Source organism: Variovorax sp. RKNM96 (assembly GCF_017161115.1).
Lineage (GTDB): Bacteria > Pseudomonadota > Gammaproteobacteria > Burkholderiales > Burkholderiaceae_C > Variovorax.
The window spans coordinates 5,426,395-5,451,209 of sequence record NZ_CP046508.1 but is presented as its reverse complement, the minus strand read 5'-3'; the positions used below and the strand labels follow the sequence as shown (position 1 = coordinate 5,451,209).

Sequence of the window (24,815 nt, the reverse complement as noted above, 5' to 3'; positions counted from 1 at the left end):
GTCGGGGAGGAGGGCGATTCACGTCGATGTGCTTTCTGGATGGGATCGGTCCAGTGTCCGCATCGCACCTGAAGAGGCCCTTCGTCCTTCATGAAGATTTCCTGAAGTTCCCGCGCAGGGCTTGGCAGATACTTCGCCCCATTCCGGCCAATGGGCGATTTCGCCCTGCACATCCCATGAACCTTCTGCTTGTTGAGGACGATCTCGATCTCGGCAACGGCGTGCGCATCGCGCTGGCCAACCAGGGCATGGACGTGGTGTGGGTGCGCCGCCTCGACGACGCCTTGCGCACCCTGGACGGCGGCACCTTCGACATGGTGCTGCTCGACCTGGGCCTGCCCGACGGCGATGGGCTCGACCTCCTGTTTCGCTTGCGTCGCGACCGGCAGATCCTGCCGGTGCTGGTGCTGAGCGCACGCGATGCGCTCAACGACCGGCTGCGCAGCCTCGACGACGGTGCGGATGATTACCTCGTCAAGCCCTTCGCGCTGGCCGAGCTGCTCTCGCGCGTGCGGGCGCTGGCGCGCCGCAGCTACGGCTTCAACGACGAGACGATCCGCATGCGCGGCCTCGCGCTGCACGAGCCGACGCGCGGCGTGATCGTCGACGGCGAGCCGGTCGAGCTGTCGCGTTGCGAGTTCGACCTGCTCGCGCTGCTGCTCAAGCGCACCGGCCGCGTGGTGACGCGCCGCGTGATGGAAGAGCAGGTACTGCCCGGCGGCCAGGCCAACGGCAGCAACTCGCTCGAGGTGCACATCTCCAACCTGCGCAAGAAGATCGGGCAGGGCTACATCCGCACGGTGCGCGGCATCGGCTACGTGATCGATGTGCAGTCGCTGGTGCGGAGCACGCCCAAATGATGCAGGCCCTGGCGCTGCGCTGGAGGAAGTGGAAGCAGCCCTCGCTGATGCGGCGCCTGCTGCTCGCGCAGATGGTCGTGGTGGCGCTGTTGTGGACCATGGCCATCGCGCTCCTGCTCTACGACTCCTACGAAGACCCCGAACTGCTGAAGTACCAGAAGATCTTCCACGCCATCACGACGATTGCGGAGAACCTGGCCGACCGGCCCGATCGCCAGCAGGAGACGCTGGCCGCCTTCGACCAGGTGCTGGTCGAAGCCTCGGGCGACGGCGATGCCGCCTCGGACACGGCTGCCGTGCTGCAGGTCTGGCAGAACGACCGGCTGATCTACCGCTCGACCGCGGGCGTGCCCGTCATCCTCAACACGGTGCCCAACCGCATCGAAACCGTGGAAGCGGGGGGCCGCGCATGGCGTGCGCGCACGCACGTCTCTGCCAATTCCGACACACGCGTGACGCTGGCCGAGCCGAGCGTCTGGCGGCTCACCGTCACCATGGCGTACCGGGGCTACTACCTGCTGCCGCTGGTGATCAGCCTGCCGTTCCTGATCTTCCCGGCGTGGCTCTCGATGCGCGTGGCGCTGCGCCCCTGGCGGCAGGTGACCAAGGAAACCTCCGAGCGCGGCCCCGCCGACATGACGCCGCTGTCGTACACGCCGCCCCACAAGGAACTGCAGCCATTGGTGCAGAGCATCAACAGCCTCCTGCAGCGCGTGCGCGACAGCACCTCGCGCGAGCGCAGCCTGATCGCCGACGCGGCCCACGAGTTGCGAACGCCGCTCGCAGCCATGCGCGTGAACGTCGAGGCGCTGAAGGAACAGAGCACCGACGAAGGCCAGCGTGAACTCATGGGCAACCTCTTGCGCAGCAACGACCGCGCCGCGCGGCTGGTGGGGCAGCTGCTGCAACTCATGCGCAGCGATGCGGTGCTGCATGGTGACCTGCCGGTCATGTTGTCGCTCGATGCGCTGGTGCAGGACCGGCTGGCCATGATCGAAGGCCTCGCCAGCGCCCGGGGCGTGGAGCTGGAACTCGAATGCGAAGGCAATGTGCCGGTGCTGGGCGAGCGCGAAAGCCTGGTCTCGATGATCGACAACCTGATCAACAACGCCATCAAGTACAGCCCGGCGAATGGAACGGTCCTGGTGAAGGTGACCAGCGAAGGCGCCCGGGCGGTGCTCATCGTGGCCGACCAGGGTCCCGGCATTCCGCCCGCGCTGCGGGAGCGCGTGTTCGACCGGTTCTTTCGCAACCCCGACCAGACGCAAAGCGGCAGCGGGCTGGGCCTTGCCATCGTCAAATCGGTGGTCGACAGGCACGGTGGGGAGGTCGTGCTCGACGAAGCCCTGGGTGGAGGCCTCCGGGCCACGGTGCGGCTGCCGCTGGCGGTGGCCGAAGCGCCCCAGCCCATGCTCTGCACCTGAAACCTCCCTCTTGGCACGGCCAAAGGGCCTGGTCAGGTCCATTTTGGGGCGGAGATTTACAATGCCCGGCTACCCCCGGCGCCGTCTACAGGACACTTTCAACAATGAAGTGGGTCATTCTTGCAATCTTCGCGCTCAGCGCGCTCTACGTTCACTTCCGCGGGCAGGTCCGGCATCGTTTCTTCAGACAGCTCTCTGATCACTCGACCTTCCTCGCGCCGCTGAACGTGTTCATGTACCTTTTCTCGAAGGTGCCCGGTACCCCGTACCTGTCGCCCGCGCAGTTTCCCGAGATGCGCGTGCTCGAAGAGAACTGGGAAGTCATCCGCGAAGAGGCACTGGCCATGCGCAACGGCGGCAGCATCAAGGCCTCGAGCCAGTTCAACGACGTGGGCTTCAACTCCTTCTTCAAGAGCGGCTGGAAGCGCTTCTATCTCAAGTGGTACGACGAGGCGCATCCTTCGGCCGCCATCCTGTGCCCGCGCACGACCGAGCTGCTCAAGGGCATCGGCACCATCAAGGCCGCGATGTTCGCGGAGCTCCCGCCGGGCAGCCGCCTCGTGCGCCACCGCGACCCCTTCGCCGGTTCGCTGCGCTACCACTTGGGCCTGTGGACGCCCGGCGTCGAAGGCTGCTACATCGACGTGGACGGCCAGCGCTACCACTGGCGCGACGGCGAGGCCGTGGTGTTCGACGAGACCTTCATCCATTACGCCGAGAACACCACCGACCACGACCGCGTGATTTTGTTCTGCGACATCGAGCGCCCGCTGAAGTACCGCTGGGCCAGCGCGGTGAACCGCTGGTTCGCCAAGAACCTGCTGGCCGCCGCAAGCTCGCCCAACGATGCGGGCGACAAGACGGGCGGCATCAACCGCGCGTTCAAGTACATCTACCAGATCCGCGTGGTCGGCAAGCGCCTGAAGGCCTGGGACAAGCGCGCGTACTACCTTGTGAAGTGGGCCATCTTCGGCGGCCTCGCTCTCTGGATCTTCTGGTAATCACGCAAGGCGCCCGGCGTGGGCGCCGACCATTTCCGCCAGCGCGTCGGCCACGGCCCTGACGCGCGGCGAGCGCCTCACGTCGGGGTGCACCACGCTCCACACCTCCCGCATCACAGGCCGGCCTTCGCCGGGCACTTCGACCAGTGCGGCATCGCCGCGCGCCATGAAGTCCGGCAGCATCGCAAGGCCCAGGCCGCCGCGGCAGGCGTTGTGCAGGGCCGTGAGGTCGTTGCTGCGCAAGACGAAAGGGCGCGTGCCGGCAAGCTCCGCCAGCAGTTGCTGGTGCGGCACGTTGCCGGGTGAATCGCTGTAGCCGAGAAAGCGCCAGTCGGCCTCCGCGCGCGTGAGCCACACCGGGGCGGCGTAGAGGCGGAAGGCCAATTCACCGAGCTTGCGTGTGGCGAGGCCGGGTTCGGTCGGGCGCATGAAGCGGATTGCAATGTCCGCGTCGCGGCGCTGCAGATTGGCGCTGCGCAGTTCGCCGACGATGTCGAGCGCGATGCCGGGCCACCGGTCAGCCTGCGCGGCCCACAGCGGCGCGATGAAGTGACTGGCGAAGGCTGGCGGCGCGGAGACGCGCACCGTGCCTTGGTCCGCCGTGTTCGCCGCGGCGGCACGCGCGAAGGCGAGCACTTCCTGCTCGAGCCGCTCGGCGGGTGCGAGCAGCGCTTCGCCTTCGTCCGTCAGCGCCCAGCTTCGCGGCAAGCGATCGAAAAGGCGCACGCCGATCTGCGACTCCAGCGCGCCGACGCGCCGCGCGACCGTCGAATGCTCCACGCGCAGCTGCCGCGCCGCACCCGAGAGGCTGCCCTCGCGCGCCACGGCCACGAAGAAGCGGATGTCGTCCCAGGCAAGGGAAGCGAGCGCGGAGGCATCGGGGCGGTGAGCTGGCGATTCGTGCACAACGGATGCGAAGTTTTGGGGAATGGCCAATCATTCTGCCCGTCGATATCGTCCTGTGCATCGTTCGTCACTTCACAGGATTCGCCATGAGCACCCCGCAACCAACCTTCATTTCCTACGGCCCGCCGGTGTCCCTCGACATCGCCCGCCGCGTGGCCGCAGCAGCCGAAGCCGAGGCGCGCGCCAACGGCTGGCCGATGGTCATCGCGGTGATGGACAGCGCCGCCAATCTCGTGGTGCTGCACAAGATGGACCACGCGCAGACCGGCAGCGTCGAGATCGCGCAGGCCAAGGCGCGCAGCACCGTGCGCTTCAAGCGGCCGACGCGTGTGTTCGAAGAGGCACTGGCCGCGGGCGGCCTGAACCTGCGCCTGCTGGCCACCGAGGGTGCATGCCCGCTCGAAGGCGGCCTTCCGCTGATGCACGAGGGCTGCCTCGTCGGCGCCATCGGCGTCTCGGGCATGCAATCGACACAGGATGCGCAGGTGGCGGCCGCGGGCGCAGAGGCGCTCTGACTGCTCCCTGGCCGCGAGGTTCAGGCCTCGGCCAGCACCAGCCGCTCGCGCTTGGTGCGCGCCCAGCCGACTAGCACCGCGAGCAGCGTGCCGCCGATCACGTCGAGCAGCACGTGCTGCCGCGTCGCCAGCGTCGAGTAGACGATGCCGAAGGCCCACAGCAGGTTCACCCACTGCGTCCATGAGGGCGCACCCACGCTGCGCAGTTGCCGGCCCAGCAGCATGGCCGTGAACACCGCAAAGGCCACGTGCAGCGAGGGGAAGGCATTGCCGCCCACGTCGGTGGCCTTGAGGAACTGCAGCGCCGGGTATTGCGACCAGTCGACCGCGAACGCCGGCACCGTGGTCGGAAAGAACCAGAACACCGCGAGACCGATGGCGGCCATGGCCGCGGCGCCCCGCGCGCAGGCCCACAGCTCGGCCTTGTCCTTCGCGAAGGCCGGCGCCAGCGAGATGTAGAACCACAGCGAGCCGTACAGGAGCATCGCGTCGTCGCTCACGGCCACCCAATGGTCGATGGGCGTGAGCGGCATCACCGTCGGCATCGACGGCGGGTTGTGCATCACCCAGAAGTACAGAAAGAAGAAGCCGGAGATGCCGAGTGTGGTGCCGATCATCTTCACGATCCAGAGCGTCGCGAACCGCTGTCCCAGCGCCAGGTACCAGGGCACGGAAGGAAGGGATGCGGGGCTCGAGCGGGACGTCATTACCGATGCGGCTTTCGGGAGGGGGGAGCGCCACAGCTTATGCAACTGCATTGCGTGAACATTGCGCTGCCCGGCATGGAGCCTCTCCTAGAATGTCCCGCCCACCCGTTCGCATTGCCCACCCTCCATGAGAATCCTGCTCGTCGAAGACGAAACCGATCTGGCGCAGGCGCTCGCATCGGCCCTGCGTCAGAACCAGGCGGTGGTCGATGTGGCGAGCTCCTTGCGCGCGGCTGAAGAGGCCGTACTCGGCGCCCAGCACGACGTGATCGTGCTCGACCGCGGCCTGCCCGATGGCGACGGCCTTTCGCTGGTGGCGTTCCTGCGCCAGAACGGCATCGCCGCCGCGGTGCTGGTGCTCACCGCGATGTCCGATGTGGCCGAGCGCGTGCTGAGCCTGGATGGCGGCGCGGACGACTACCTCGCCAAGCCCTTCTCGATGGACGAGCTCATGGCGCGCGTGCGCGCACTGGCGCGGCGCCCCGCGGTGCGCGTCAACCTCGTCATGACGCTGGGCCAACTGCGCTTCGAGCACCACACGCGGCAGGTCCATGTGGGCGAGACCTGCCTCACGCTCCCGCGGCGCGAATTGCTGGTGCTCGAAGCCCTGCTCGAGCACCGCGGCCGCACGGTGCAGCGCGAAGCGCTGCAGGACCGCGTGTACGGCCACAAGGATGACATCCAGTCGAACGCGCTCGACACGCACGTCTCGCGCCTGCGTTCCAAGCTCGACAAGGCGGGCGCGCAGGTCGAGATCCATGCGATCCGCGGCGTGGGTTATCTCATCTGCGCGGCATCGGCGGTGTGAGCGGCATGAGCCTGTTCTCCCTGCGCTGGCGCCTGATCTGGAGCCTGATCCTGCTGCAGGTGGTGGTCGGCTCGCTGGTGCTGGGCGGCTTCCTCGGATTGGCTTGGGCGCTGGGGCGCGTGGTCGACGAAAACGGCCAGGAAACGGTGGCGGTGATCGGGCGCGCGATGGTGCGTGGCGCCGATGGTCGGCTGGCCATCGAGCCGACGCGGGAGTTGCGCGGTCTGCAGGAAGCCGATCCGCCGCTCTGGTTCATCGCACACGACGAGCACGGCTCCGAGGTGCGCAGCGGCGATGTGCCGTCCGTCTATGCGGCGCTCATGAATGCGTTCGGCGACGTCGAGCGCGTGGCCCTCAATCCCGAGGACGACAACACCCGGCCCAAGGCGCGCTTCGAGCGCGTCGAGACCCGTGCGGGTCCGGTCGCCGTGATGGCGCAGACCGGCGGCCCGCTGACGATGAAGAACACGCTCAAGGGCACGGGCCTCCTGTTCCTGTGGCTGGTGGCGCCGATGGCATTGCTCACCAGCCTGGGCGTGATCCTGGCCACGCCCTTCGTGGTGAAGCGGGGGCTGAAAGGCGTGGTCGCCACCGCCGAGCATGCCGAGAGCATCGACGTGCACGAGCGCACCACGCGCCTGCCGCTGGCCAACGTGGCGAGCGAGATTCGCCCGCTGGTCAATGCCGTCAACCGCGCCTTCGACCGGCTCAACGAGGGCTACGACCGGCAGGAGCGCTTCCTGGCCGACGCCGCGCACGAGCTGCGCACGCCGATCACCACGCTGCAGATCCACCTGGAGGGCCTGCCGAACGATCCGCTCAAGGTGAAGCTGATGCAGGCTTCGGCGCGGCTGGCCACGCTGGCCGAGCAGCTGCTCGACCTGCAGCGGCTCGACCACGTCGTGCTGCAGGAGCAGCCGGTGGACCTGAAGGCGCTGTGCGAGCGCGTGGCGGCCGACATCGCGCCGCTCGCCATCCAGAACCGCTGCACGCTCTCGGTCGATGCACCGCAGTCGCTGACGGTGCGCGGTGATGCGCCATCGCTCGAGCGCGCGCTCACCAACCTGATCCAGAACGCCATCGAGCACGGCGGGCAGGGCTGCGACATCGAGGTGCGGCTGTGCGCGCCCTCGTGCATCGAGGTGCTGGACTCGGGGCCCGGTATTCCCGAGGCGGATCGCGAACGCGTGGTGGCGCCGTTTCACCGGCTTGTGCCCCGCGGACGGGGCGCCGGGCTGGGCCTTCACCTGGTGGCCGAAGTGGCGCGCCTGCATCGCGGGCAGCTGACCATCGGGTCGAGCGAATCGGGCGGCGCGAAGATGCGGCTCGAACTGAACCTCAGCGCCTGAGCGCGCGGTTGCAGGGCTCGGAGAACCAGCGAGCCACGGCGTCTCCGAGCAGGCCCGAGGCCGCGATCACCGCGACGAACCACAGCGGTATCCATGCCGGCGGTACATCGGCCTGCTGATACAGCCACGCGCCGGGAATCACGACGAACATGTGCGTGAGGTAGACCTCGTAGCTGTGCCGGCCGAACCATCGCAGCGGCGCGGTGACCGGGCAGGCGGCCCATGGCCAGGGGCGCCAGTGCGTGGCCACCAGCACCAGCGCGATGCCCAGCTCCAGCAGCGACACCTGCAGGCCATGGCGCGTGAGTCCCCATTGGAATACCTCCTTGCGGAAGCAGAAAACGAGCACACCGAGTCCCAGTCCCATCCACAACACGAGCCGCTGCACGGCGGCCGACGGCGTCCGGGGCACGCGATGCGCCAGCAGGGCGGCCAGGCAGCCGAAGGCGATGCCGTCCATGCCCGACAGGTACGAATGGTCCTGCCACAGTTCGTTGTCGCTGAACACGCTGCGCGCGAGAGGGCCAAGCACGATCGGCACAAGCAGCAGGGCGCACAGCCGGCGTTCACTGCCGCTCGCCACGCAGAGCAGCGGAAAGAAGAGATAGAAGGCCTCCTCCACCGACAGCGACCACAGCACGCCCCAGGGTCCTGGCAGGTAGCCCACCTGCGCCTCCAGCCAGTTGAGGTGCAGCCCGAGCACGGCGACCATGGCGCGCCAAAGCGGGACCTTCCCGGTGTCCAGCGCGAACCACGCGCTCCCCGCGAGGTGCAGCACGCCCAGTACCACCAGGAGCAGCAGCAGGCTCGGCAGGATGCGCGCGGCGCGAAGGCGGTAGAACGCCGCGGGCCGCACTTGCGACAGGTCGCCCCAGCGGCGGATCGATGCGCTCGTGATCAGGTAGCCCGAGACCACGAAGAACACGATCACCGCGTAGTAGCCACTGCGAAACAGGATGCCCGCGAGTCGCGGTCCCAGCGCCTGGGCCAGTTCGGGCGGACCGAAGGGAATGCGCAGGTTCGCGTGCAGGAGGATGACGAACACCACGAGAAGGCCACGCAGCAGGTCGACATGTGCCAGGCGCGGCAGCGCGATGTTCGAAGGGAGCATGGAGCGGGCCATCGGCTTGCGATTCTGGGTGCGTCCTCAGCGTTGTCCCTGAAGGCCTGCTGAAGCGCCGACAATCGACCGTTCCCCGCCCATGCCTTTCGCCGACCAAGACCTTCCCTCGCCGATCGATCTGGCCAGCGCACAGGCGCTGATCGCCATCGTTCAATCCGAAGCCGCCGCGCAGGCCGTCGCCTTGCGCGCGCCGCCGCCCGAGCCCACCACCTGCTGCGGGCGCGGCTGCAACGGCTGCGTGTGGGAAGGATGGCTCGGCGCCATCGCGTACTGGCGCGACGAGGCGTCTTTGCTGCTCGCGTAGAGCGCTAGCGCGTTTCCCAGAACCCGCGGTGCGTGGCGATCATTTCCTCCGCCACTTCAGGCACCGGCCCGATCACTTCGACCTGCTTCTGTCCGCGCGCGAACACCTCGCGGCAGGGCAGGCTCAGCGTCGGGTTCTCGGGATGGTCGCCCGTGAGTGCGAGCAGCGCCGATTCTTCGGCGCCGTAGACCACGCGGCCGATGTGCGCCCAGTAGCTCGTGCCCGCGCACATCGCGCAGGGCTCGAAGGTGGTCACAAGGGTGCATTGCCAGAGGTAGTCGGCCGGCCAGTTCTGCGCGGCGTGGCGCGCGAGCGTGGCCTCGGCGTGATTCACCGTGTCGATGTTGCCCTGCTCGGCGAGGATGGTCTCGCCGTCGGGTGCGACGAGCACCGCGCCGAAGGGATGGCGGCCCATCGCCATCGCGCGGCGGGCCACCTCGTCGGCGCGCCGCAGCGCGCGAAGGATCTGGTCGTGGGTCATGCGCGCATCATTGGTTCTGGGAGCCGCGGTGGGCCCAGCCGGTCGTGTGCTTCTCGATCACGCTGAAAAGCTCGTACATCAGCATCGCCATCGCACCCACCACCATCAGGCCCGCGAAGGCCAGGCCCATCTGCATGGCCGAACCGGCAGAGATCAGCAGGTAGCCGATGCCCTCGTTGGCCGCAGTCATCTCGCTCACCGTGGTGCCGACGAAGGCCAAGGTGATCGCCACCTTGAGCGAGCCGAAGAAGTAGGGCATGGAGCGCGGCAGGCCGATCTTCATGAGCACGTCCCAGCGCTTGGCGCCGAGCACGCGCAGCACGTCTTCGAGCTCAGGTTCGAGCGTGGCGAGCCCCGTCGCGATGTTGACCATGATCGGGAAGAAGCTGATCAGGAAGGCCGTGAGAATCGCCGGCCCCACGCCGATGCCGAACCACACCACCAGGATCGGCACGAACGCCGCCTTGGGCAGCGCATTGAAGGCCGTCATGAGCGGATAGATCGCCGCATACGCGATGCGCGAGCTGCCGATGACGAAGCCCATCAGCACGCCCACCACGATCGCCAGGCCAAAACCCGCCATCGTGACCCAGAAGGTGCGCCACGCGTGGCCCGCGATGATTTCCTTGTATTCCCAGAACTGCGTCCAGATGCGCCACGGGCTCGGGAAGATGAAATCCGAGACCTCGAAGCCCGCGCAGACGATCTGCCACAGCAGGAGCACCGCGACCAGCAGCAGCCAGGGCGACCAGCGTTCGATTTGCTTTGAGTTCTTCATGCGACCACCTTGCTGCGGATCGCGCCGATGTGTCCGCGCAGCTCCAGCACGATGTCGGTGAACTCCTTCGTGTAGGTGAGTTCGAGTTCGCGCGGACGCGGCAGATCGATCTCGCGCTTGACCACGAAGCGGCCCGGGCTCTTGCTCATCACATACACCGTGTCGGCCAGGAACACCGACTCGCGCAGGTCGTGCGTCACCAGGATCACGTTGAACTGCTGCTCGGTCCAGAGGTCGCGCAGGATGCACCACAGCTCCTCGCGCGTGAAGGCGTCGAGCGCGCCGAAGGGCTCGTCCAGCAGCAGCATCTTGGGCTCGTGGATGAGCGCGCGGCAGATGCTCGCGCGCTGCTGCATGCCGCCCGAGAGCTGCCACGGAAACTTGTCTTCATAGCCCGCAAGGCCGACCTTCTGCAGCAGCTTGCGCGCGCGCTCGACGTATTCCTTGCGCCTGGCCTTGAAGTTCGAGCGGTAGGGCTCGACGATCTCCAGCGGCAGCAGCACGTTGTCGACGGTGGTGCGCCATGGCAACAGCGACGGCGCCTGGAATGCCATGCCCGAGATCTTGAGCGGCCCGGTCACGGGCGCGCCGTCGATGCGGATCTTGCCCATCGACGGCATCTTCAGGCCCGTGGTGAGCTTCATGAAGGTCGACTTGCCGCAGCCCGAGGGCCCGACGATGGCGATGAATTCGCCGCGTTTCACCTTCAGGTCGATCGCCTCGACCGCGAAGTGGTTCTCGCGCAGCAGTTCCTCGTTGTAGGCGAGCCAGACGTCCTGGAAGTCGACGAAGGGGGCGGCGGCGTCGCTCGGTGCGCCTGCCATCACTTGCGCAGGATTCCGCTGAGTTCGGCGGCCGGCGGCAGCAGGGCGGCCGTCCATACGGCATCGGGGCTCACGCGGGTCTTGGTGTTGAAGGCGTCGGACACCTGCGAGGCCATCAGCGACATGCGGCCCGCATTGACGGCGCCGAAGCCCTCGGCACGCGCGTCGGCGCTGTTGATCACGGTGTCGATGGCAAGCTGCAGGCGACGGGTTTCCAGCTTGCTGTCGATGATGCCGTCGCGCGCCTTCACCGATTCGATGCCCATGGCCGGATTGGCGATGACTTCCTTGGCGCCCTTGGCGAAGGCGGAGAGGAATTTCTTTACCGCCGCCGGGTTCTCCTTGATGAGCTTGGGCGACGCGATGATCACGTTGCCGTAGAGCTTCACGCCGTAGTCGGGGTAGGGCAGCACCACCACGTCGGCCGTCTTGGCGCCGCGCGCTTCCAGGTTCAGGAGCGAGGTGAAGGTGAAGCCGGTGATGGCGTCGATGTCGCCGCGCATCAGCATGGTCTCGCGCAGCGTCGGGTCCATGGCGGTCCAGTTCACGGCGCCGATGTTGTTGGCCTTGGCGAAGATCGGGAAGGCGCGGCGGCCTGCGTCGAACACGGGCGCGCCGAGCTTCTTGCCGGCGAGGTCCGCGGGCTTGGTGATGCCGCTCTTCTTGAGCGCCATGACCGAGGCTGGCGTGTTGTTGTAGACCATCATCACCGCGACCGGCTTGTTCGGGCTGTCGGGGTTGTTGGCGTGAAATTCCATCAGCGCCGCGAGGTCGGCAAAGCCCATCTCGTAGGCGCCCGAAGCCACGCGCGTGACCGTGCCGCCGGAGCCGTTGCCCGCGTCGATGGTCACGTCCAGGCCCGCAGCCTTGAAGTAGCCCTTGGCGGCGGGATGCAGGAAGAGCGCCGCCGGTCCTTCGAAGCGCCAGTCGAGCTGGAACTTGATCGGCGTCGGGGCCTGCGCCTGGGCCGGTGAAAGGCCGAAGCTGAGGGCCGAGGCGGCGAGGAAGGACTGGAGCAGTTGGCGCTTGTTCATGCGGGATCCGTGAAGGTGAATGCTTCGGCATTCAAGCAAAAACGGTGCCCGCACGCGATTGGTGCGAACCCCCAGGTGGAAATCCCCTCATCTGCGTGGGTGTTCGCCGGAGTGAATTGCAGGGAGCGAAGCCATGGAGTCGTGCAGTCCATCACGCTGTTCTTGCCGGGATGATTGCCGCATCTTTTCCTGCGGATACGACCGCTGTGTGCTTCCCATAATCCCGCCCCACGACTCCTGATGTACAGGAGCAGGTTCAAGGAGAACACATGTCCGCACCCAGCATTGCGCAAGCGCGCACGCTTGAAGTCAGCAGCAGCGCCATTCCGTGGGTCCTGGGCCGTCCGGCGTTGGAGCCGGTGCGCTTGTCGGGCGCCGAGGGCTTGAATTCGCTGTTCGCGTACGAGCTGCTGCTCAAGACGCCGGACGCCTTGAATCTCGGTGCCAGTGATGCAGCCAATTTCGATCTCGACAGCTTCATCGGCCAACAGATCACCTGCAATGTCCAACTCGACGGCGCGGGCCAGTTCCTTTCTGGTGCCATCGGCGCATCGGTCCATCACGTCGGCGCAGGAATCCGCCAGATCAATGCCTTGATCACCGATGTGGCCATGTGGGGCGAAGAAGGCCGCCACGTGCAATACAAGCTCACGCTGCGCCCCTGGCTGCACCTGGCCACACTCACCACCGACTGCAAGATCTACCAGAACAGGATCGTCGTCCAGATCCTCGATGAGCTGCTGGGTGACTACGGCTTTGCTGTGGAAAAGCGCCTGATCGAGAGCTACCCGACACGCGACTACCAGACCCAGTACAACGAGAGCGACTTCGAGTTCTTCAGCCGGTTGTGCCAGGAGTGGGGCATCAGCTACTTCTTCGAGCACTGCGGCGACAAGCACCGCCTCGTGCTCATCGACAACATGGGGGCGTACAAGAAGAACGAGAGCGCCGCGTATCAGGAGGTCGATTACCACGCGCCCGGGTGGAAGGTCGATGCCGAGTACGTCCACAGTTTCGTTCCGCACCACCAGCTCACGAGCGGGAGGTACGCCAGCCGCGACTACGACTACACCCGCCCGAGGGCCGACCTGAGCGTTGACCGAAGCGATCCGCGTGCGACCCGGCAGGCCGATGGCGAGGTCTATCAATGGCATGCAGGCCAAGGCGGCAGCCACTATGCACAGCCCAAGGCAGGCAGCGCCGATGCCAATGATCCTCAAGGCGAGGGGCGACGCCTGGCGCTGCTGCGCATGCAGGGCCTGCGCGCGCACGGTGCCCGTGCCCAGGCCAGCGGCAACCTGCGCGGCATGGTTCCGGGCTGCAGCTTCCAGCTGCGCAAGCATCCGCGCGAGAAGGCCAACACCGAATACCTGATCCTCGATACGTGCCTGCTGATCGAAGACGTCGGACAGGACAGCCAGATTCCCGATGCCGTACCCGGCCGCAAGCAGCGCTGGAAGGTGGAGGTCGATTTCACCGCACACCCGATGGCCGAGCCGCTGCGCCCGGCGTTCACACAGGCCAAGCCGTTCACGCGTGGTCCCCAGTCTGCATTGGTGGTTGGTCCTGCGGGGCAAAACATCTGGACCGACGAACTGGGTCGCATCAAGGTGCAATTTCCGTGGGACCGCATTGGCCGGCAGAACCAGCACAGCACCTGCTGGATCCGGGTTTCCAGTCCGTGGGCGGGCAACCAGTTGGGCGGCATGCAGATTCCGCGCATCGGACAGGAAGTGATCGTCGATTTCTTCGGGGGCGATCCAGACCTGCCCATCTGCACGGGGCGCCCCTACAACCAGAACAACCAGCCGCCATGGGCGTTGCCGGGGCAGCAGGCGCTCTCGGGTTTTCGAAGCCGCGAGTTGACCGAGGAAGGCGGCAACAGTGCAGCCGGACGCAGCAACCACATCGTGCTGGACGACACGGCTGGGCAGATCCAGGCGCAGGTCAAGAGTGACCATCAACACAGCCAGCTGAGCCTGGGGCATATCACGCGCATCGAGGACAACGCGGGGCGGAAGGACGCGCGCGGGGAAGGCTTTGAATTGCGCACCGATGGCTGGGGAGCCGTGCGCGCTGAAAAGGGCCTGCTCATCTCCACCGACGGGCGTTCCAAGGCCATGGGTGGCCTGCTCAGTCGCGACGAACTTGTAGCCTGCCTGGAGCAGGCACTGGCGATCGCCAGAGACCTGACCAAGGCGGCCGCGAAATGCGAAGCCGGCGCGCGCGAAACCGCACCCCAACAGGCCTTGAGCGAAGCCGCCCAAGCCCTCGGCCATGGCGCGAGCAACGAGGCCAACGCCCGCGGCAATGCACAAGGCGGCCAACCCGTGCTCGCTCTCAGTGGTGCGGCCGGCATTGCCAGCGTCACACCCAAGGATCACATCCAGTACGCCGGCGTGAACATCGACACCGTGGCGGGGCACAACCAGCAGCACTACGCAGATCAATCGATCCTGCATACCGCGGGAAAAGACATCGGGCAGTTCGCGCGCACCGGCGACATCCACGTCATCGCCAATGAGGGAAAGCTCATCCACCAGGCCCAGCACAACAGCGTGGAGATCACGGGTGAGAAGGCCGTCACGATCCAGTCCACGGAGGACGGCATCACCATCAAGGCGAAGAAGAACATCACCTTGGCCCTGGACGACGGCACCTACCTGCGCATGGGTGGCGGCCGCGTGGTCTGGGGCATGACGGGCGAGTACCTCGTGCAGACCGCCAACTACCGCATCAATGGGCCCAGCACCATCGGAGTCGACTTCCCCAGCTTCATGCGTATGGACCAGGCGCAGCAGCTCAAGCTGCACCGCATGGGAGACAAGGCCGACGGCTTGCCCAGCCGGGACTTCAGCGTCGTCAAGGCCAGCGGTGGCGCAAGCAATTCGCAATCCGGCGGAGATGCGATTTCCAGGCTCGAGGAGGACAAGCCGTTTGATATCACTTGAAAAACGTCGGCCTTATTCAACTCGCTTCAAACACAACACAGGGAGAGCATTTGCATGAGCAATCTTGATTTCAAACCGGTATGGCGACTGGCGCTGGCCGCGGTGGTCTTGGTCCTGAGCGCGTGTGCATCCGGCAGAGCGTCGCCGCCACCCCCCCCCAGCCCGCCAAGCCACCTCAAGTGGTCTATCGCATCGATGATCACCGTTACTTTGAACTCACGCCGGACGAGACGTGCTTTGGCAACATGCTGTACTTCGTGGACACCGCCAAGGGCATTCGCTCGGGAGTGGTGACGTTCGATGCGGTGATGAATCGAACCACCCTCGTTATCGATGCCGCCAACGATCAGTTTCTGGTGGCGCCTGTGACGCGAGGGGGCACCAATTGTTCGTCGGGAGGCGGGGCATGCGGAGGCGACAAGATGCCTTACTCCATCGATGGGGGCAAAACGTGGAAGCTGGTTTGGGCGCATTCACCTTATGGCGACCTGATGATCAGCGGATCAACGGCGTATCAGTTACGTCGCAAAGGCACCATCACAGATGGAATTGACCTGACCCTTCCTCGACCCGAGAGCAGCGATTGGAAGTACCTCCCTGGTTTCGTGTTCAAACCGCGCATAGCCCCTTTGGACACCAAGGTGACATGCAAGGCCAACGACGGCAGGAGTCTTAAATGAGTCAAGACAAAGACCTGAGTTTGCTAACTCCCGTGAAGCCCGATCCCGGCCAGTACCAATGGGTCAGGGGAAAGGTCACCGGTACCGACAACAAGCAGAAAGATCGCACCCACACCGTCGGCGTTCCCCCTTTGATGCCTGGCGTCATCATCTTCGTGCACGGTGTCAATTCCGATGGGGAGTGGTACTTCGACGCCTCAAAGCAATTTGCCGATGGACTCAATACGAGACTGGGCAGAGAAGACTTGGAGGAGCTTGAGAAAGACAAAAAAGGCGACGAAGACAAAGTCACCGCGCATCGATACCTTCAGAAGGACGAAAGCGGCAAGCGCATCCCTTCCCCCGTCATCCCCTTCTGGTGGGGCTATAAAGCCCCGGCCACCGAACGCAAGCTGGTCAAGGGCACCAGCCAGCACGGCAACACCCCGGCCTGGACCGACGAATACGGCAATCCCCTTCGCACCGATGGTGCCTGGGGTGGTGGCCCCTTCCAGAACGGCGGCGCCTCGCTCACCTCGTTCTGGCTGCCCACGGGGTTCCGCAAGGACGTCCTGTTCGGCATGATCAACGTCAACACGATCAACCCGGTGATCGGCCGCACGCTGTGCGACTGCCCGCCGCGCCTGTACTACGTGCATGCCGCACGGCGCCTGGCGAACCTGGTCAAGGACATTCGCAAGAACCTGCCCAATGAGCCGATCAACATCGTCTCGCACAGCCAGGGCACCATCGTTGCGTTGTGCGCGTTGTTCTTTCTGGACGGTGTGCGCGGGCCCGACACGGTGAGCCTCAACAGTTCGCCTTACCGGTTCGACACGACCTTCACCGACTTCATCAGCGCGGCTGACGGCAGGCGCAGCGTGCAGTCCGAGCCGGCACGCATTGCGACCTTTGCCAATGCGGCGGCCATCGTGGCCAGGGCCACTGAAGGCTACCCCGCGCCATCGGCGGCCAAGGCCGAATGCGCCGTGAAGCACAAACCGCGTCACGCCTACGACGATGCGATTTACTGCCATAAACCCGCCGATGCACCTCTGTGGCAGGCCGAGATCGGCGGCAAGGTCGAAGATCCGAACGGCCCGCGCGGGCAAGACGGCAAGTTCTGGTGGAGCGATGCAACGTTCGCGCGCAGCGACACGCGCGGCAAGCTGATGGTCAACTTCAACCCTGGCGACCGGGTGATTGGCGTGTCGGCCGTCTCCGGCATGGGTTGGCGCGGCATTCCGCCGGATTACATGGGGCAGGTCGGCAAGAACGTGCAGCAACGCCTGTTCGCGCGCGGCACGAATGTCGAGCACAACCCGCCGGTTGGCTCGAAGCCGGACGGCAAGCCGCTGCCCTACTTCCATAAACAGATCGTGCATGTGCCGGCCGGCCGCGATGGTGAACCTGCGCAGGACCGGGAAGAATGGCGCTACCTGGACGGCAGCAGGCCCAACGATGCATGGAAGATCGCAACGGAAAGAATACTCGGCATCGTGCCGGTTCTGGGAGATCTCAAGCCGAGTTTGCGTGGCCATGTGGAGAGCGTGATCGTCAACGCGCCGGCAGTGCCCAAACCGCTGGTGCTTCCGAATAAATTCGACGCCGATTACGTGAGGTACGACGGCCAAGCGGGCCATGACCCCGCCGGCGCGCCGATAGAGGCCTCCACAGAACAGCAGGAGGACTTCAAGGACGACGTGAGATACCAGGAGCGCCGAACCGTCACCGACCGCGACGAAAAGGGCTTGCGCACCCGTGCACGCTACGAGACTTGGGAAGAGGTCGAGGAGCGCCGCAGGAACGAAGTCGGCAAGGTACCGGTGTCGCCCACCAACCATGCGGCGATCCTGCGATTTGTCAATAACGACGATGACAGTTCGCCCGTGGCCGACGTGCTCAGCTACGACGTCACAGTAGGCTTGGGCTACGCCTGGCACGACGAGGCGTACTGGAGCTACCTGCTCGATCTGGCCGACTGGAAGAAGAGCGACCCGTACTACGAAACAGGCAAGCTGCCCGACTCCGACAAGACGATGCCGCCGGGCATCGTGACCAACGACGCGGCAGCATCCCCGTCCCAGCCAACCTCGAACCAGATGGGAGCCTTGTAATGGCAAGGCGCATCCGCTACCAACCGGCCGCCGCATCGCCCGCCGGACTCCTGCATATCTCAGGCGTGGGACTGCGTGTGGACCACGTGCCCGCCGGCCCCTTGTGGAACCGCGTGCAACGCCAGGCATCGCCCGACGAAGAAGAGCCCACCCCGCCGGGCTCGCTGGACAAATGCCGCGAGAGGGCCGGTCTGTTCCGCAGTGCCGCGCTGCGCGCCGCATTGACCCACCGGCCCAGGAACGACGAGCGGGGCCGCTTCGTGGAGAACTACCCGCTCCCCACGCTGATGGCGTTGCCACCGTCCACGCAGCTCGACGCGACGGCACGGGCGGAATGGAGCCGCACCTATCAGAGCAGCGAGAGCAAGCGCGGAATTCCGTGGCAGTTGCACGACGGCCCTGCGGGCATGGCCTTCCACCAGCTGGGGTTCAGTGCTTTGCCGCACTTCGAAACCGCGGGTGTGAGCCTCTGGCAGTCGGCCTTCGAAGCCTTTGACTCACAGGGCGACCTGAACAGCCTGTTGGTATGGGCCGAGGACGGCTATGCGGTGCGCTCGGAACTGGGTGGCTGGGAGAACCCGCAGAGCCAGCGCAGCGAGGCGCTGGAGGACATCCTGGCGCGGCCCAAGCGACCGGGGCAACTGCGCGACACCTTTTCAGGCTTGTTGCTGACCCGGCCCGAAGCCGCCGAGTGGCTACGCGAGTGGTCGCTCCATGTGCGCGATGCCAGCCAGGAGAGTCAATTTCCCAATGGCGTGGTCGGGCGCGGTCCCCATGGCTTCGGCGGCCTGCGTACTGAAGCCAGCGACGGCGGAGCGATTTACCGCGTATCGCGTGGCGACTTCAAGCCCACACCCAACGTGCCGGCATTGTGGAGCCAGGCTCAATATGAAGCGTATTCACAGATGCCGACGCTGGCGCTTCTGTCGAAACCCGAATTCGCGCGCTTCGATGCCGGCATATCCATGGATGGGCGGGGCGAGGCATTGGAGGCAGCGCTGAAGTCAGTACTGGAGGCCCCATTGCGTGACCGGCCACCCAAGCTCTTGTTCTACAGCGCTGCACCGGGCGGCGATGACTTTGCCCTGCTCGCGCGCTGCATGGCCAAGGTCGCACCGCAAAGCGGACTGCTGGATCCTGGGCGCGGTTTCAGGCTGGAGCAGTGCCTCGGTGGAGAACTGGGCGCCGCGAGCATGAATGCGGCCATCGGCCTGGCAAGCATCGCGGTCTGGGAAACCAACGAGCCTGCGCTTGTTGTCAACTTGCGTGACCCGCGCGGCGCCCTGGTCTTCGGGCTGTTGCCGCCGAGCGCCGAGCAGCGCGCGAGGACGAGCGCGCGCCCCTATGTGATCTAGGGCTACTTCAGCGCCGTCGTCGCATTCGCCACAGCCAGCGCCGTCATGTTGACCACGCGCCGCACGGTCGACGAAGGCGTCAGCACATGCGCCGAGCCCGCGCCGCCCAAGAGGATCGGGCCGACCGTGATGCCGTTCGCGCCGGTCATCTTCAGCACGTTGTAGAGGATGTGCGCCGAGTCGAGGTTCGGGCACACCAGCAGGTTCGCCTCGCCGGTGAGCGTGGTCTCGGGCAGCGCGGTGCGGCGCACTTCTTCCGAAAGCGCGGCGTCGCCGTGCATCTCGCCGTCGCATTCGATGTCGGGCGCCATCTGCGCGAAGAGGTCGCGCGCCAGGCGCATCTTGCGGGCCGACCCGCGGCTGGAGGTGCCGTAGTTCGAGTGCGAGAGGAAAGCCACCTTGGGCGGCAGGCCGAAACGGCGCACTTCCTCGGCGGCCATCAGCGCGATGCTTGCGAGCATCTCGGCGCTCGGGTCTTCATTGACGTTGGTGTCGGTGATGAACACCGTGCGCTTCTCCAGCGTGAGCGCGTTGAGCGTCGCGAAGCCGGGCGCGCCGCGCTTCAGGCCAATCAGGTTGCGGATGTGTTCCAGGTGCACGTCGAAGCGACCGACCAGGCCGCAGATCATGGCGTCGGCATCGCCCAGGTGCAGCATCAGCGCGGCGATGGTGGTGTTGGAGCGGCGCACCATGGTCTTGGCGGCCTCGGGCGTCACACCGCGGCGGCCCATGAGCTTGTGGAAGGCCTCCCAGTACACACGGAAGCGCGGGTCGTCTTCGGGGTTGACGATCTCGAAGTCGGTGCCTGCGCGGATGTGCAGGCCGGCCTTCTTGATGCGCGCCTCGATCACGGCGGGGCGGCCGACCAGGATCGGCTGGGCCAGGCCTTCGTCCACGGCCAGTTGCGCGGCGCGCAGCACGCGCTCGTCTTCGCCTTCGGCATAGGCCACGCGCTTGGCGGTGGCCAGCTTGGCGGCGGTGAACACCGGGCGCATGAACATGCCGGTCTGGTAGACGAAGCGCGTCAGGTGCTGGCGGTAGGCCTCCATGTCCTCGATCGGGCGGGTCGCCACGCCGGAGGCGGCGGCGGCCTTGGCCACGGCCGGCGCGATGCGCAGGATCAGCCGCGAGTCGAAGGGCTTGGGAATGATGTAGTCGGGACCGAAGGCCAGCTCCTGTCCGGCGTAGGCGGTCGCCACCTCTTCGCTGATGTCGGCCTTGGTGAGGTCGGCGATCTCGCGCACGCAGGCCAGCTTCATTTCTTCCGTGATCTTGGTGGCGCCGCAATCGAGCGCGCCGCGGAAGATGTACGGGAAGCACAGCACGTTGTTGACCTGGTTCGGATAGTCCGAGCGGCCCGTGGCAATGATGCAGTCGGGCCGCACGGCCTTGGCCAGCTCGGGCCGGATCTCGGGCTCGGGGTTGGCCAGCGCCAGGATGATGGGCTGCGTGCCCATGGTCTTGACCATCTCGGCGGTCATCACGCCGGGGGCCGAGCAGCCGAGGAACACATCGGCGTCCTTCACCACGTCGGCCAGGGTGCGGGCGCCGGTGTCTTTCTGGGCGTAGCGCGACTTCGATTCGTCAAAACCGCCTGCACGGCCGATGTAGATGAGGCCCTTGGAGTCGCAGGCGTAGATGTTGGCGGGCTTGGCGCCCAGGCCGACCATGACGTCGAGACACGCGATGGCTGCTGCGCCGGCGCCGGAGACGGCGATCTTCACGTCCTCGATCTTCTTGCCGACGAGTTCCAGGCCGTTGATGAGCGCGGCGGCCGAGATGATGGCCGTGCCGTGCTGGTCGTCATGGAACACCGGGATGTTCATGCGCTCGCGCAGCTTCTTCTCGATGTAGAAGCACTCGGGCGCCTTGATGTCTTCCAGGTTGATGCCGCCCAGCGTCGGCTCCAGCGCCGCGATGATGTCGACCAGCTTGTCGGGGTCGTTTTCGGCCAGCTCGATGTCGAACACGTCGATGCCGGCGAATTTCTTGAACAGGCACCCCTTGCCTTCCATCACCGGCTTGGCGGCCAGCGGGCCGATGTTGCCCAGGCCCAGCACCGCGGTGCCGTTGGTGACCACGCCCACGAGGTTGCCGCGGGCCGTGAACTCGACCGCCAGCGACGGATCGGCGGCGATGTCCAGGCAGGGATAGGCCACGCCCGGCGAATAGGCCAGCGACAGGTCGCGCTGGTTCAGCAGGGGCTTGGTGGGGGTGATCGAAATCTTGCCCTTGACGGGCGAGCGGTGGTATTCGCGCGCTGCCTCGCGAAGTGCTTCTTCTGCGGGGGAGAGGGGTGCAGCCATGAAATGTCTCCTTGTTTCTGACGGGCAATGAGGCTACCGCAAAAGCGTGACCCGTTCCCACGGTGGGAATGCCGAAAACGCCTGAACCCATAGCCTGGGCAAAAGGGGATGGCCGGTTCGCTAAACTCCAACCTTGGTAACCATGGTGAATTAAGGTTAACCATAGGTACGGCCGAACCTTGCCGCCGGAGGGCGGCGGGCATCGTCAACCCACATACAACGACAACGGAGGGGCAGCGCATGACACCCGGACCTTTCACCACCACCGACCCCGACGTCGTGGTCATCGGCGGCGGACCTTCGGGCTCGACCGTGGCCGCGCTGCTCGCGGACAAGGGCCACGACGTGGTCCTGATCGAGAAGGCGCAGCATCCGCGCTTTCACATCGGCGAATCGCTGCTGCCGATGAACATGCCGCTGTTCGACCGGCTGGGCGTGCGCACCGAGGTCGAGGCCATCGGCATCAAGAAGCACGGCGCCGAGTTCGTCTCGCCCTGGCACGACCACACGAGCCATTTCGACTTCGGCCAGGCGATGGACAAGAGCTTTCCGTACGCGGTGCACGTGCGCCGCTCGGAATTCGACGAACTGCTGTTCCGCCACGCCGGCAAGCGCGGCGCGCGCACCTTCGAGGGCCAGCGCGTCACAGGTGTGGACATGGACGCCGGCAAGGGAACCCCCGACAACCGCCCGCTGGTGAAGATCAAGGCCGACGACGGCACCGAGACCCAGTGGCGCCCGCGCTTCGTGATCGACGCGAGCGGGCGCGACACGCTGCTGTCGAACCAGTTCGATGCCAAGCAGCGCAACCGCAAGCACGCGAGCGCGGCGCTCTACGGACACTTCGCCAATGCCGAACGCCGCCCGGGCCGTTTCGAGGGCAACATCTCGCTCTTCTGGTTCGACCACGGCTGGTTCTGGTACATCCCTCTGAAGGACGGCACCGTGAGCGTCGGCGCCGTGGCCTCGCCCGCGTACTTCAAGCGGCGCCAGGGCGCATCGCTCGAAGAGTTCCTGATGGAAACCATCGCGCTCGCCCCCAAGCTGGCCGCGCGCCTTGCGAACGCCACGCTGATGGAAGGCGCCACCGCCACCGGCAACTACGCCTACGACTCCAAGTTCTGCCGCGGCGACCGTTTCATGATGGTGGGCGACGCCTACGCCTTCGTCGACCCGATGTTCTCCTCGGGCGTGTACCTGGCGATGAACAGCGGCTTCGAGGCCGCGACCGCGGCCGACCACTGGCTCAAGGGCGAGGCGAAGGAGGCCGAAAAGGCCTTCCGCCACTACGAGAAGGTCATGAAGCGTGGTCCGAAGATGTTCTCGTGGTTCATCTACCGCATCACCTCGCCGGCGATCCGCCGGCTCTTCATGGCACCGCGCAACGTCTGGCGCATGCAGGAGGCGCTGTTGTCGATCCTGGCCGGCGACCTGTTCCGCGACACGCCCATCGGCCCGCGCTTCTGGGGCTTCAAGGTGACGTACTACGTCTCGTGCGTCGGCATCCTGCCGCAGGCCATCAAGACCTGGGCATGGCGCCGGCGCAACCTCAAGGAGTCTCTCGAGGCTGCAAAGACCTGAGCCGCAGGCTCAGTCCGGCGTCACGGTGTGCTGGGCGAGCGCTTCAAGCGCCTTGACCAGCGCCGAGTGATCCGACTGCCCATGGCCGAGCGCCGCGCAGGCGTTCATCAGCTGCGCCGCACCCGCCGTCTGCGGCAGCGCCACGCCCAGCGAACGGGCGCTCTGCAGCGCCAGGTTCAGGTCCTTCTGGTGCAGCGCGATGCGGAAGCCCGGCGCGAAGGTGCGCTTGATCATCCGTTCGCCATGCACTTCGAGAATGCGCGAGCTTGCGAAGCCGCCCATCAGCGCCTGGCGCACCTTTGCCGGATCGGCGCCCGCCTTCGAGGCGAACAGCAGCGCTTCGCCCACCGCCGCGATGTTCAGCGCCACGATGATCTGGTTGGCCACCTTGCAGACCTGGCCGTCGCCCACGCCGCCCACCAGCGTGACGTTCTTGCCCATCTTGTCGAGCAGCGGCTTCACGCGCTCGAAGGTGCCTTCGTCGCCGCCGCACATGATCGTGAGGCTCGCAGCCTTGGCGCCCACTTCGCCGCCGGAGACCGGTGCGTCGATGTAGCCGCAGCCCAGCGCCACGATGCGCTTGGCGAAGGCCTTGGTGGCGATCGGGTCGATGGAGCTGCAGTCCACCACGATCTTGCCGCGCGAGTCCTTCAGGCCCTCGGCCACGCCGTGCGTGCCTGGCTCGCCGAAGAGCACCTTCTCCACGTCGGGCGTGTCCGGCACCATGATGAAGATGATGTCGGCCTGGCGCGCCACTTCGGCCGCCGAGGCGCAGATCTTCGCCTTCGAGATGAAGGGCTCGGGCGTGTTGCCCTGCGTGTTCACGAAGAGCTGGTGGCCCGCGTCGAGCAGGTGGCCCGCCATGGGCGCGCCCATGATGCCGAGGCCGATGAATCCGATTTTCTGGGGGCTTGTCGTCATGTCTCTTTTTCCGATCTGAAGTTGTCTTTTATTGCGTGAGCGCTTCGCGCCAGCCGAGGCCATTCACCGTGTCGCTGCGGGGCTTGTATTCGCAGCCGATCCAGCCGTCGTAGCCGATCGCATCGATGTGCTTGAAGAGCCACGGATAGTTGATCTCGCCCGTGCCCGGCTCGCCGCGACCGGGGTTGTCGGCCAGCTGGATGTGGCCGATCTGCGCGAGGTGCTTGGTGAGCGTGTTGCCCAGCTCGCCTTCCATGCGCTGTGCGTGGTAGATGTCGTACTGCACCTTCAGGTTGGGCGAGCCCACCGCCTCGATCAGCGCGAGCGCCTTGTCGGTGCGGTTCAGGTAGAAGCCCGGAATGTCGAAGGTGTTGATCGGCTCGATCAGCATGCGGATGCCGGCTGCTTCGAGCTCCCGCGCGGCCAGGCGCAGGTTGTCGATCACCGTGCGGTTCACCACATTGATGTCGGCGCCCTCGGGCACCTTGCCGATCAGGCAGTTGACCTGCGGGCAGCCGAGTGCGGTCGCATAGTCGATCGCCATGCCGATGCCTTCGGCGAATTCGCCCGTGCGGTCGGTCAGGCAGGCGATGCCGCGCTCGCCCTTGTCCCAGTCGCCGGCCGGCAGGTTGTGCAGCACCTGCTGCAGGCCGTTGGTGCGGAGCGCCGCGGCGAGTTCCTTTTTCTCGAAGGGGTAGGGGAAGAGGTATTCCACTCCCTTGAAGCCCGCCTTGGCGGCGGCTTCGAAGCGTTGCATGAACGGCAGCTCGGTGAAGAGCATCGTGAGGTTGGCTGCGAACTTGGGCATGTG

Annotated in this window: 22 protein-coding genes; 12 read left to right on the top strand and 10 right to left on the bottom strand. The window is 66.0% G+C overall.

What is annotated here, in order from left to right:
* The first annotated feature begins 176 nt into the window (after positions 1–176).
* The 3 genes from GNX71_RS25195 to lpxO all read left to right on the top strand — a co-directional run bounded on the left by GNX71_RS25195 (position 177) and on the right by lpxO (position 3,285).
* On the top strand, positions 177–860 hold the full coding sequence (locus GNX71_RS25195; protein WP_206174952.1) for a response regulator: 684 nt from the start codon (positions 177–179) through the stop codon (positions 858–860).
* Positions 857–2,284: an ATP-binding protein gene (locus GNX71_RS25190; protein ID WP_206174951.1), complete on the top strand. Its 1,428-nt coding sequence runs from the start codon at positions 857–859 to the stop codon at positions 2,282–2,284. Before GNX71_RS25195 ends, GNX71_RS25190 begins: the two co-directional genes overlap by 4 nt.
* 104 nt (positions 2,285–2,388) lie before the next feature.
* Positions 2,389–3,285: a lipid A hydroxylase LpxO gene (lpxO, locus tag GNX71_RS25185; protein WP_093437663.1), complete on the top strand. Its 897-nt coding sequence runs from the start codon at positions 2,389–2,391 to the stop codon at positions 3,283–3,285.
* Here the strand turns inward: lpxO and GNX71_RS25180 are convergent, their stop codons facing one another.
* Positions 3,286–4,191, bottom strand: coding sequence for a LysR family transcriptional regulator (locus GNX71_RS25180; protein WP_206179669.1), 906 nt, complete (start codon positions 4,189–4,191; stop codon positions 3,286–3,288).
* Between the two features lie 86 nt (positions 4,192–4,277).
* Between GNX71_RS25180 and GNX71_RS25175 the strand changes: the two genes are divergently transcribed.
* Positions 4,278–4,706 carry a heme-binding protein gene (locus tag GNX71_RS25175; protein ID WP_206174950.1) on the top strand — a complete coding sequence of 143 codons (429 nt, stop codon included), beginning with the start codon at positions 4,278–4,280 and terminating at the stop codon, positions 4,704–4,706.
* Between the two features lie 20 nt (positions 4,707–4,726).
* Here GNX71_RS25175 and GNX71_RS25170 read toward each other — a convergent pair whose 3' ends face one another.
* The gene (locus GNX71_RS25170; protein WP_241027050.1) at positions 4,727–5,413 is read right to left on the bottom strand and encodes a phosphatase PAP2 family protein; all 687 of its coding nucleotides are present in this window, start codon (positions 5,411–5,413) and stop codon (positions 4,727–4,729) included.
* Positions 5,414–5,540: 127 nt separating this feature from the next.
* Between GNX71_RS25170 and GNX71_RS25165 the strand changes: the two genes are divergently transcribed.
* Together GNX71_RS25165 and GNX71_RS25160 are read left to right on the top strand one after the other, a co-directional pair.
* Entirely contained in the window at positions 5,541–6,221 is a 681-nt protein-coding gene (locus GNX71_RS25165) for a response regulator transcription factor (RefSeq protein ID WP_206174949.1), read from the top strand.
* A gap of 5 nt (positions 6,222–6,226) precedes the next feature.
* Entirely contained in the window at positions 6,227–7,570 is a 1,344-nt protein-coding gene (locus tag GNX71_RS25160) for a HAMP domain-containing sensor histidine kinase (RefSeq protein ID WP_206174948.1), read from the top strand.
* On the opposite strand, the gene GNX71_RS25155 is transcribed toward GNX71_RS25160, so the two are convergent.
* Positions 7,560–8,693: an acyltransferase gene (locus GNX71_RS25155; RefSeq protein ID WP_206174947.1), complete on the bottom strand. Its 1,134-nt coding sequence runs from the start codon at positions 8,691–8,693 to the stop codon at positions 7,560–7,562. The two genes, GNX71_RS25160 and GNX71_RS25155, sit on opposite strands and share 11 nt — an antisense overlap.
* Positions 8,694–8,772: 79 nt before the next feature.
* Between GNX71_RS25155 and GNX71_RS25150 the strand changes: the two genes are divergently transcribed.
* On the top strand, positions 8,773–8,997 hold the full coding sequence (locus GNX71_RS25150) for an oxidoreductase-like domain-containing protein (RefSeq protein ID WP_206174946.1): 225 nt from the start codon (positions 8,773–8,775) through the stop codon (positions 8,995–8,997).
* A 4-nt stretch (positions 8,998–9,001) separates the two neighbouring features.
* Here the strand turns inward: GNX71_RS25150 and GNX71_RS25145 are convergent, their stop codons facing one another.
* From GNX71_RS25145 to GNX71_RS25130, 4 genes are read right to left on the bottom strand one after another with little or no spacing between them, the layout of a single operon-like run.
* Positions 9,002–9,478, bottom strand: coding sequence for a nucleoside deaminase (locus GNX71_RS25145; protein WP_206174945.1), 477 nt, complete (start codon positions 9,476–9,478; stop codon positions 9,002–9,004).
* 7 nt (positions 9,479–9,485) lie between these two features.
* The gene (locus GNX71_RS25140) at positions 9,486–10,256 is read right to left on the bottom strand and encodes an ABC transporter permease (protein WP_206174944.1); all 771 of its coding nucleotides are present in this window, start codon (positions 10,254–10,256) and stop codon (positions 9,486–9,488) included.
* Positions 10,253–11,080: an ABC transporter ATP-binding protein gene (locus GNX71_RS25135; RefSeq protein WP_206174943.1), complete on the bottom strand. Its 828-nt coding sequence runs from the start codon at positions 11,078–11,080 to the stop codon at positions 10,253–10,255. The genes GNX71_RS25140 and GNX71_RS25135 overlap by 4 nt, the downstream gene beginning before the upstream one ends.
* Complete coding sequence (locus GNX71_RS25130; protein ID WP_206174942.1) at positions 11,080–12,114, bottom strand: ABC transporter substrate-binding protein; 1,035 nt, start codon at positions 12,112–12,114, stop codon at positions 11,080–11,082. Before GNX71_RS25130 ends, GNX71_RS25135 begins: the two co-directional genes overlap by 1 nt.
* Before the next feature lie 269 nt (positions 12,115–12,383).
* On the opposite strand from GNX71_RS25130, the gene tssI reads away from it, so the two are divergent.
* The 4 genes from tssI to GNX71_RS25110 all read left to right on the top strand — a co-directional run bounded on the left by tssI (position 12,384) and on the right by GNX71_RS25110 (position 19,196).
* Entirely contained in the window at positions 12,384–15,065 is a 2,682-nt protein-coding gene (tssI, locus tag GNX71_RS25125) for a type VI secretion system Vgr family protein (RefSeq protein WP_206174941.1), read from the top strand.
* A gap of 179 nt (positions 15,066–15,244) precedes the next feature.
* Positions 15,245–15,745, top strand: coding sequence for a hypothetical protein (locus tag GNX71_RS25120; RefSeq protein WP_206174940.1), 501 nt, complete (start codon positions 15,245–15,247; stop codon positions 15,743–15,745).
* Positions 15,742–17,841 carry a DUF3274 domain-containing protein gene (locus GNX71_RS25115; protein ID WP_206174939.1) on the top strand — a complete coding sequence of 700 codons (2,100 nt, stop codon included), beginning with the start codon at positions 15,742–15,744 and terminating at the stop codon, positions 17,839–17,841. The genes GNX71_RS25120 and GNX71_RS25115 overlap by 4 nt, the downstream gene beginning before the upstream one ends.
* Entirely contained in the window at positions 17,841–19,196 is a 1,356-nt protein-coding gene (locus GNX71_RS25110; protein ID WP_206174938.1) for a DUF2875 family protein, read from the top strand. Before GNX71_RS25115 ends, GNX71_RS25110 begins: the two co-directional genes overlap by 1 nt.
* Before the next feature lie 2 nt (positions 19,197–19,198).
* Here the strand turns inward: GNX71_RS25110 and GNX71_RS25105 are convergent, their stop codons facing one another.
* A complete protein-coding gene (locus GNX71_RS25105) occupies positions 19,199–21,502 on the bottom strand; it encodes an NADP-dependent malic enzyme (protein ID WP_206174937.1) in 2,304 nt (767 codons plus the stop codon).
* A gap of 240 nt (positions 21,503–21,742) precedes the next feature.
* Between GNX71_RS25105 and GNX71_RS25100 the strand changes: the two genes are divergently transcribed.
* The gene (locus tag GNX71_RS25100; RefSeq protein WP_206174936.1) at positions 21,743–23,083 is read left to right on the top strand and encodes an NAD(P)/FAD-dependent oxidoreductase; all 1,341 of its coding nucleotides are present in this window, start codon (positions 21,743–21,745) and stop codon (positions 23,081–23,083) included.
* Positions 23,084–23,092: 9 nt separating this feature from the next.
* Here the strand turns inward: GNX71_RS25100 and GNX71_RS25095 are convergent, their stop codons facing one another.
* Positions 23,093–24,004: a 2-hydroxy-3-oxopropionate reductase gene (locus GNX71_RS25095; protein ID WP_206174935.1), complete on the bottom strand. Its 912-nt coding sequence runs from the start codon at positions 24,002–24,004 to the stop codon at positions 23,093–23,095.
* A 28-nt stretch (positions 24,005–24,032) separates the two neighbouring features.
* Positions 24,033–24,812: a hydroxypyruvate isomerase gene (hyi, locus tag GNX71_RS25090; RefSeq protein WP_206174934.1), complete on the bottom strand. Its 780-nt coding sequence runs from the start codon at positions 24,810–24,812 to the stop codon at positions 24,033–24,035.
* Positions 24,813–24,815: the final 3 nt, after the last annotated feature.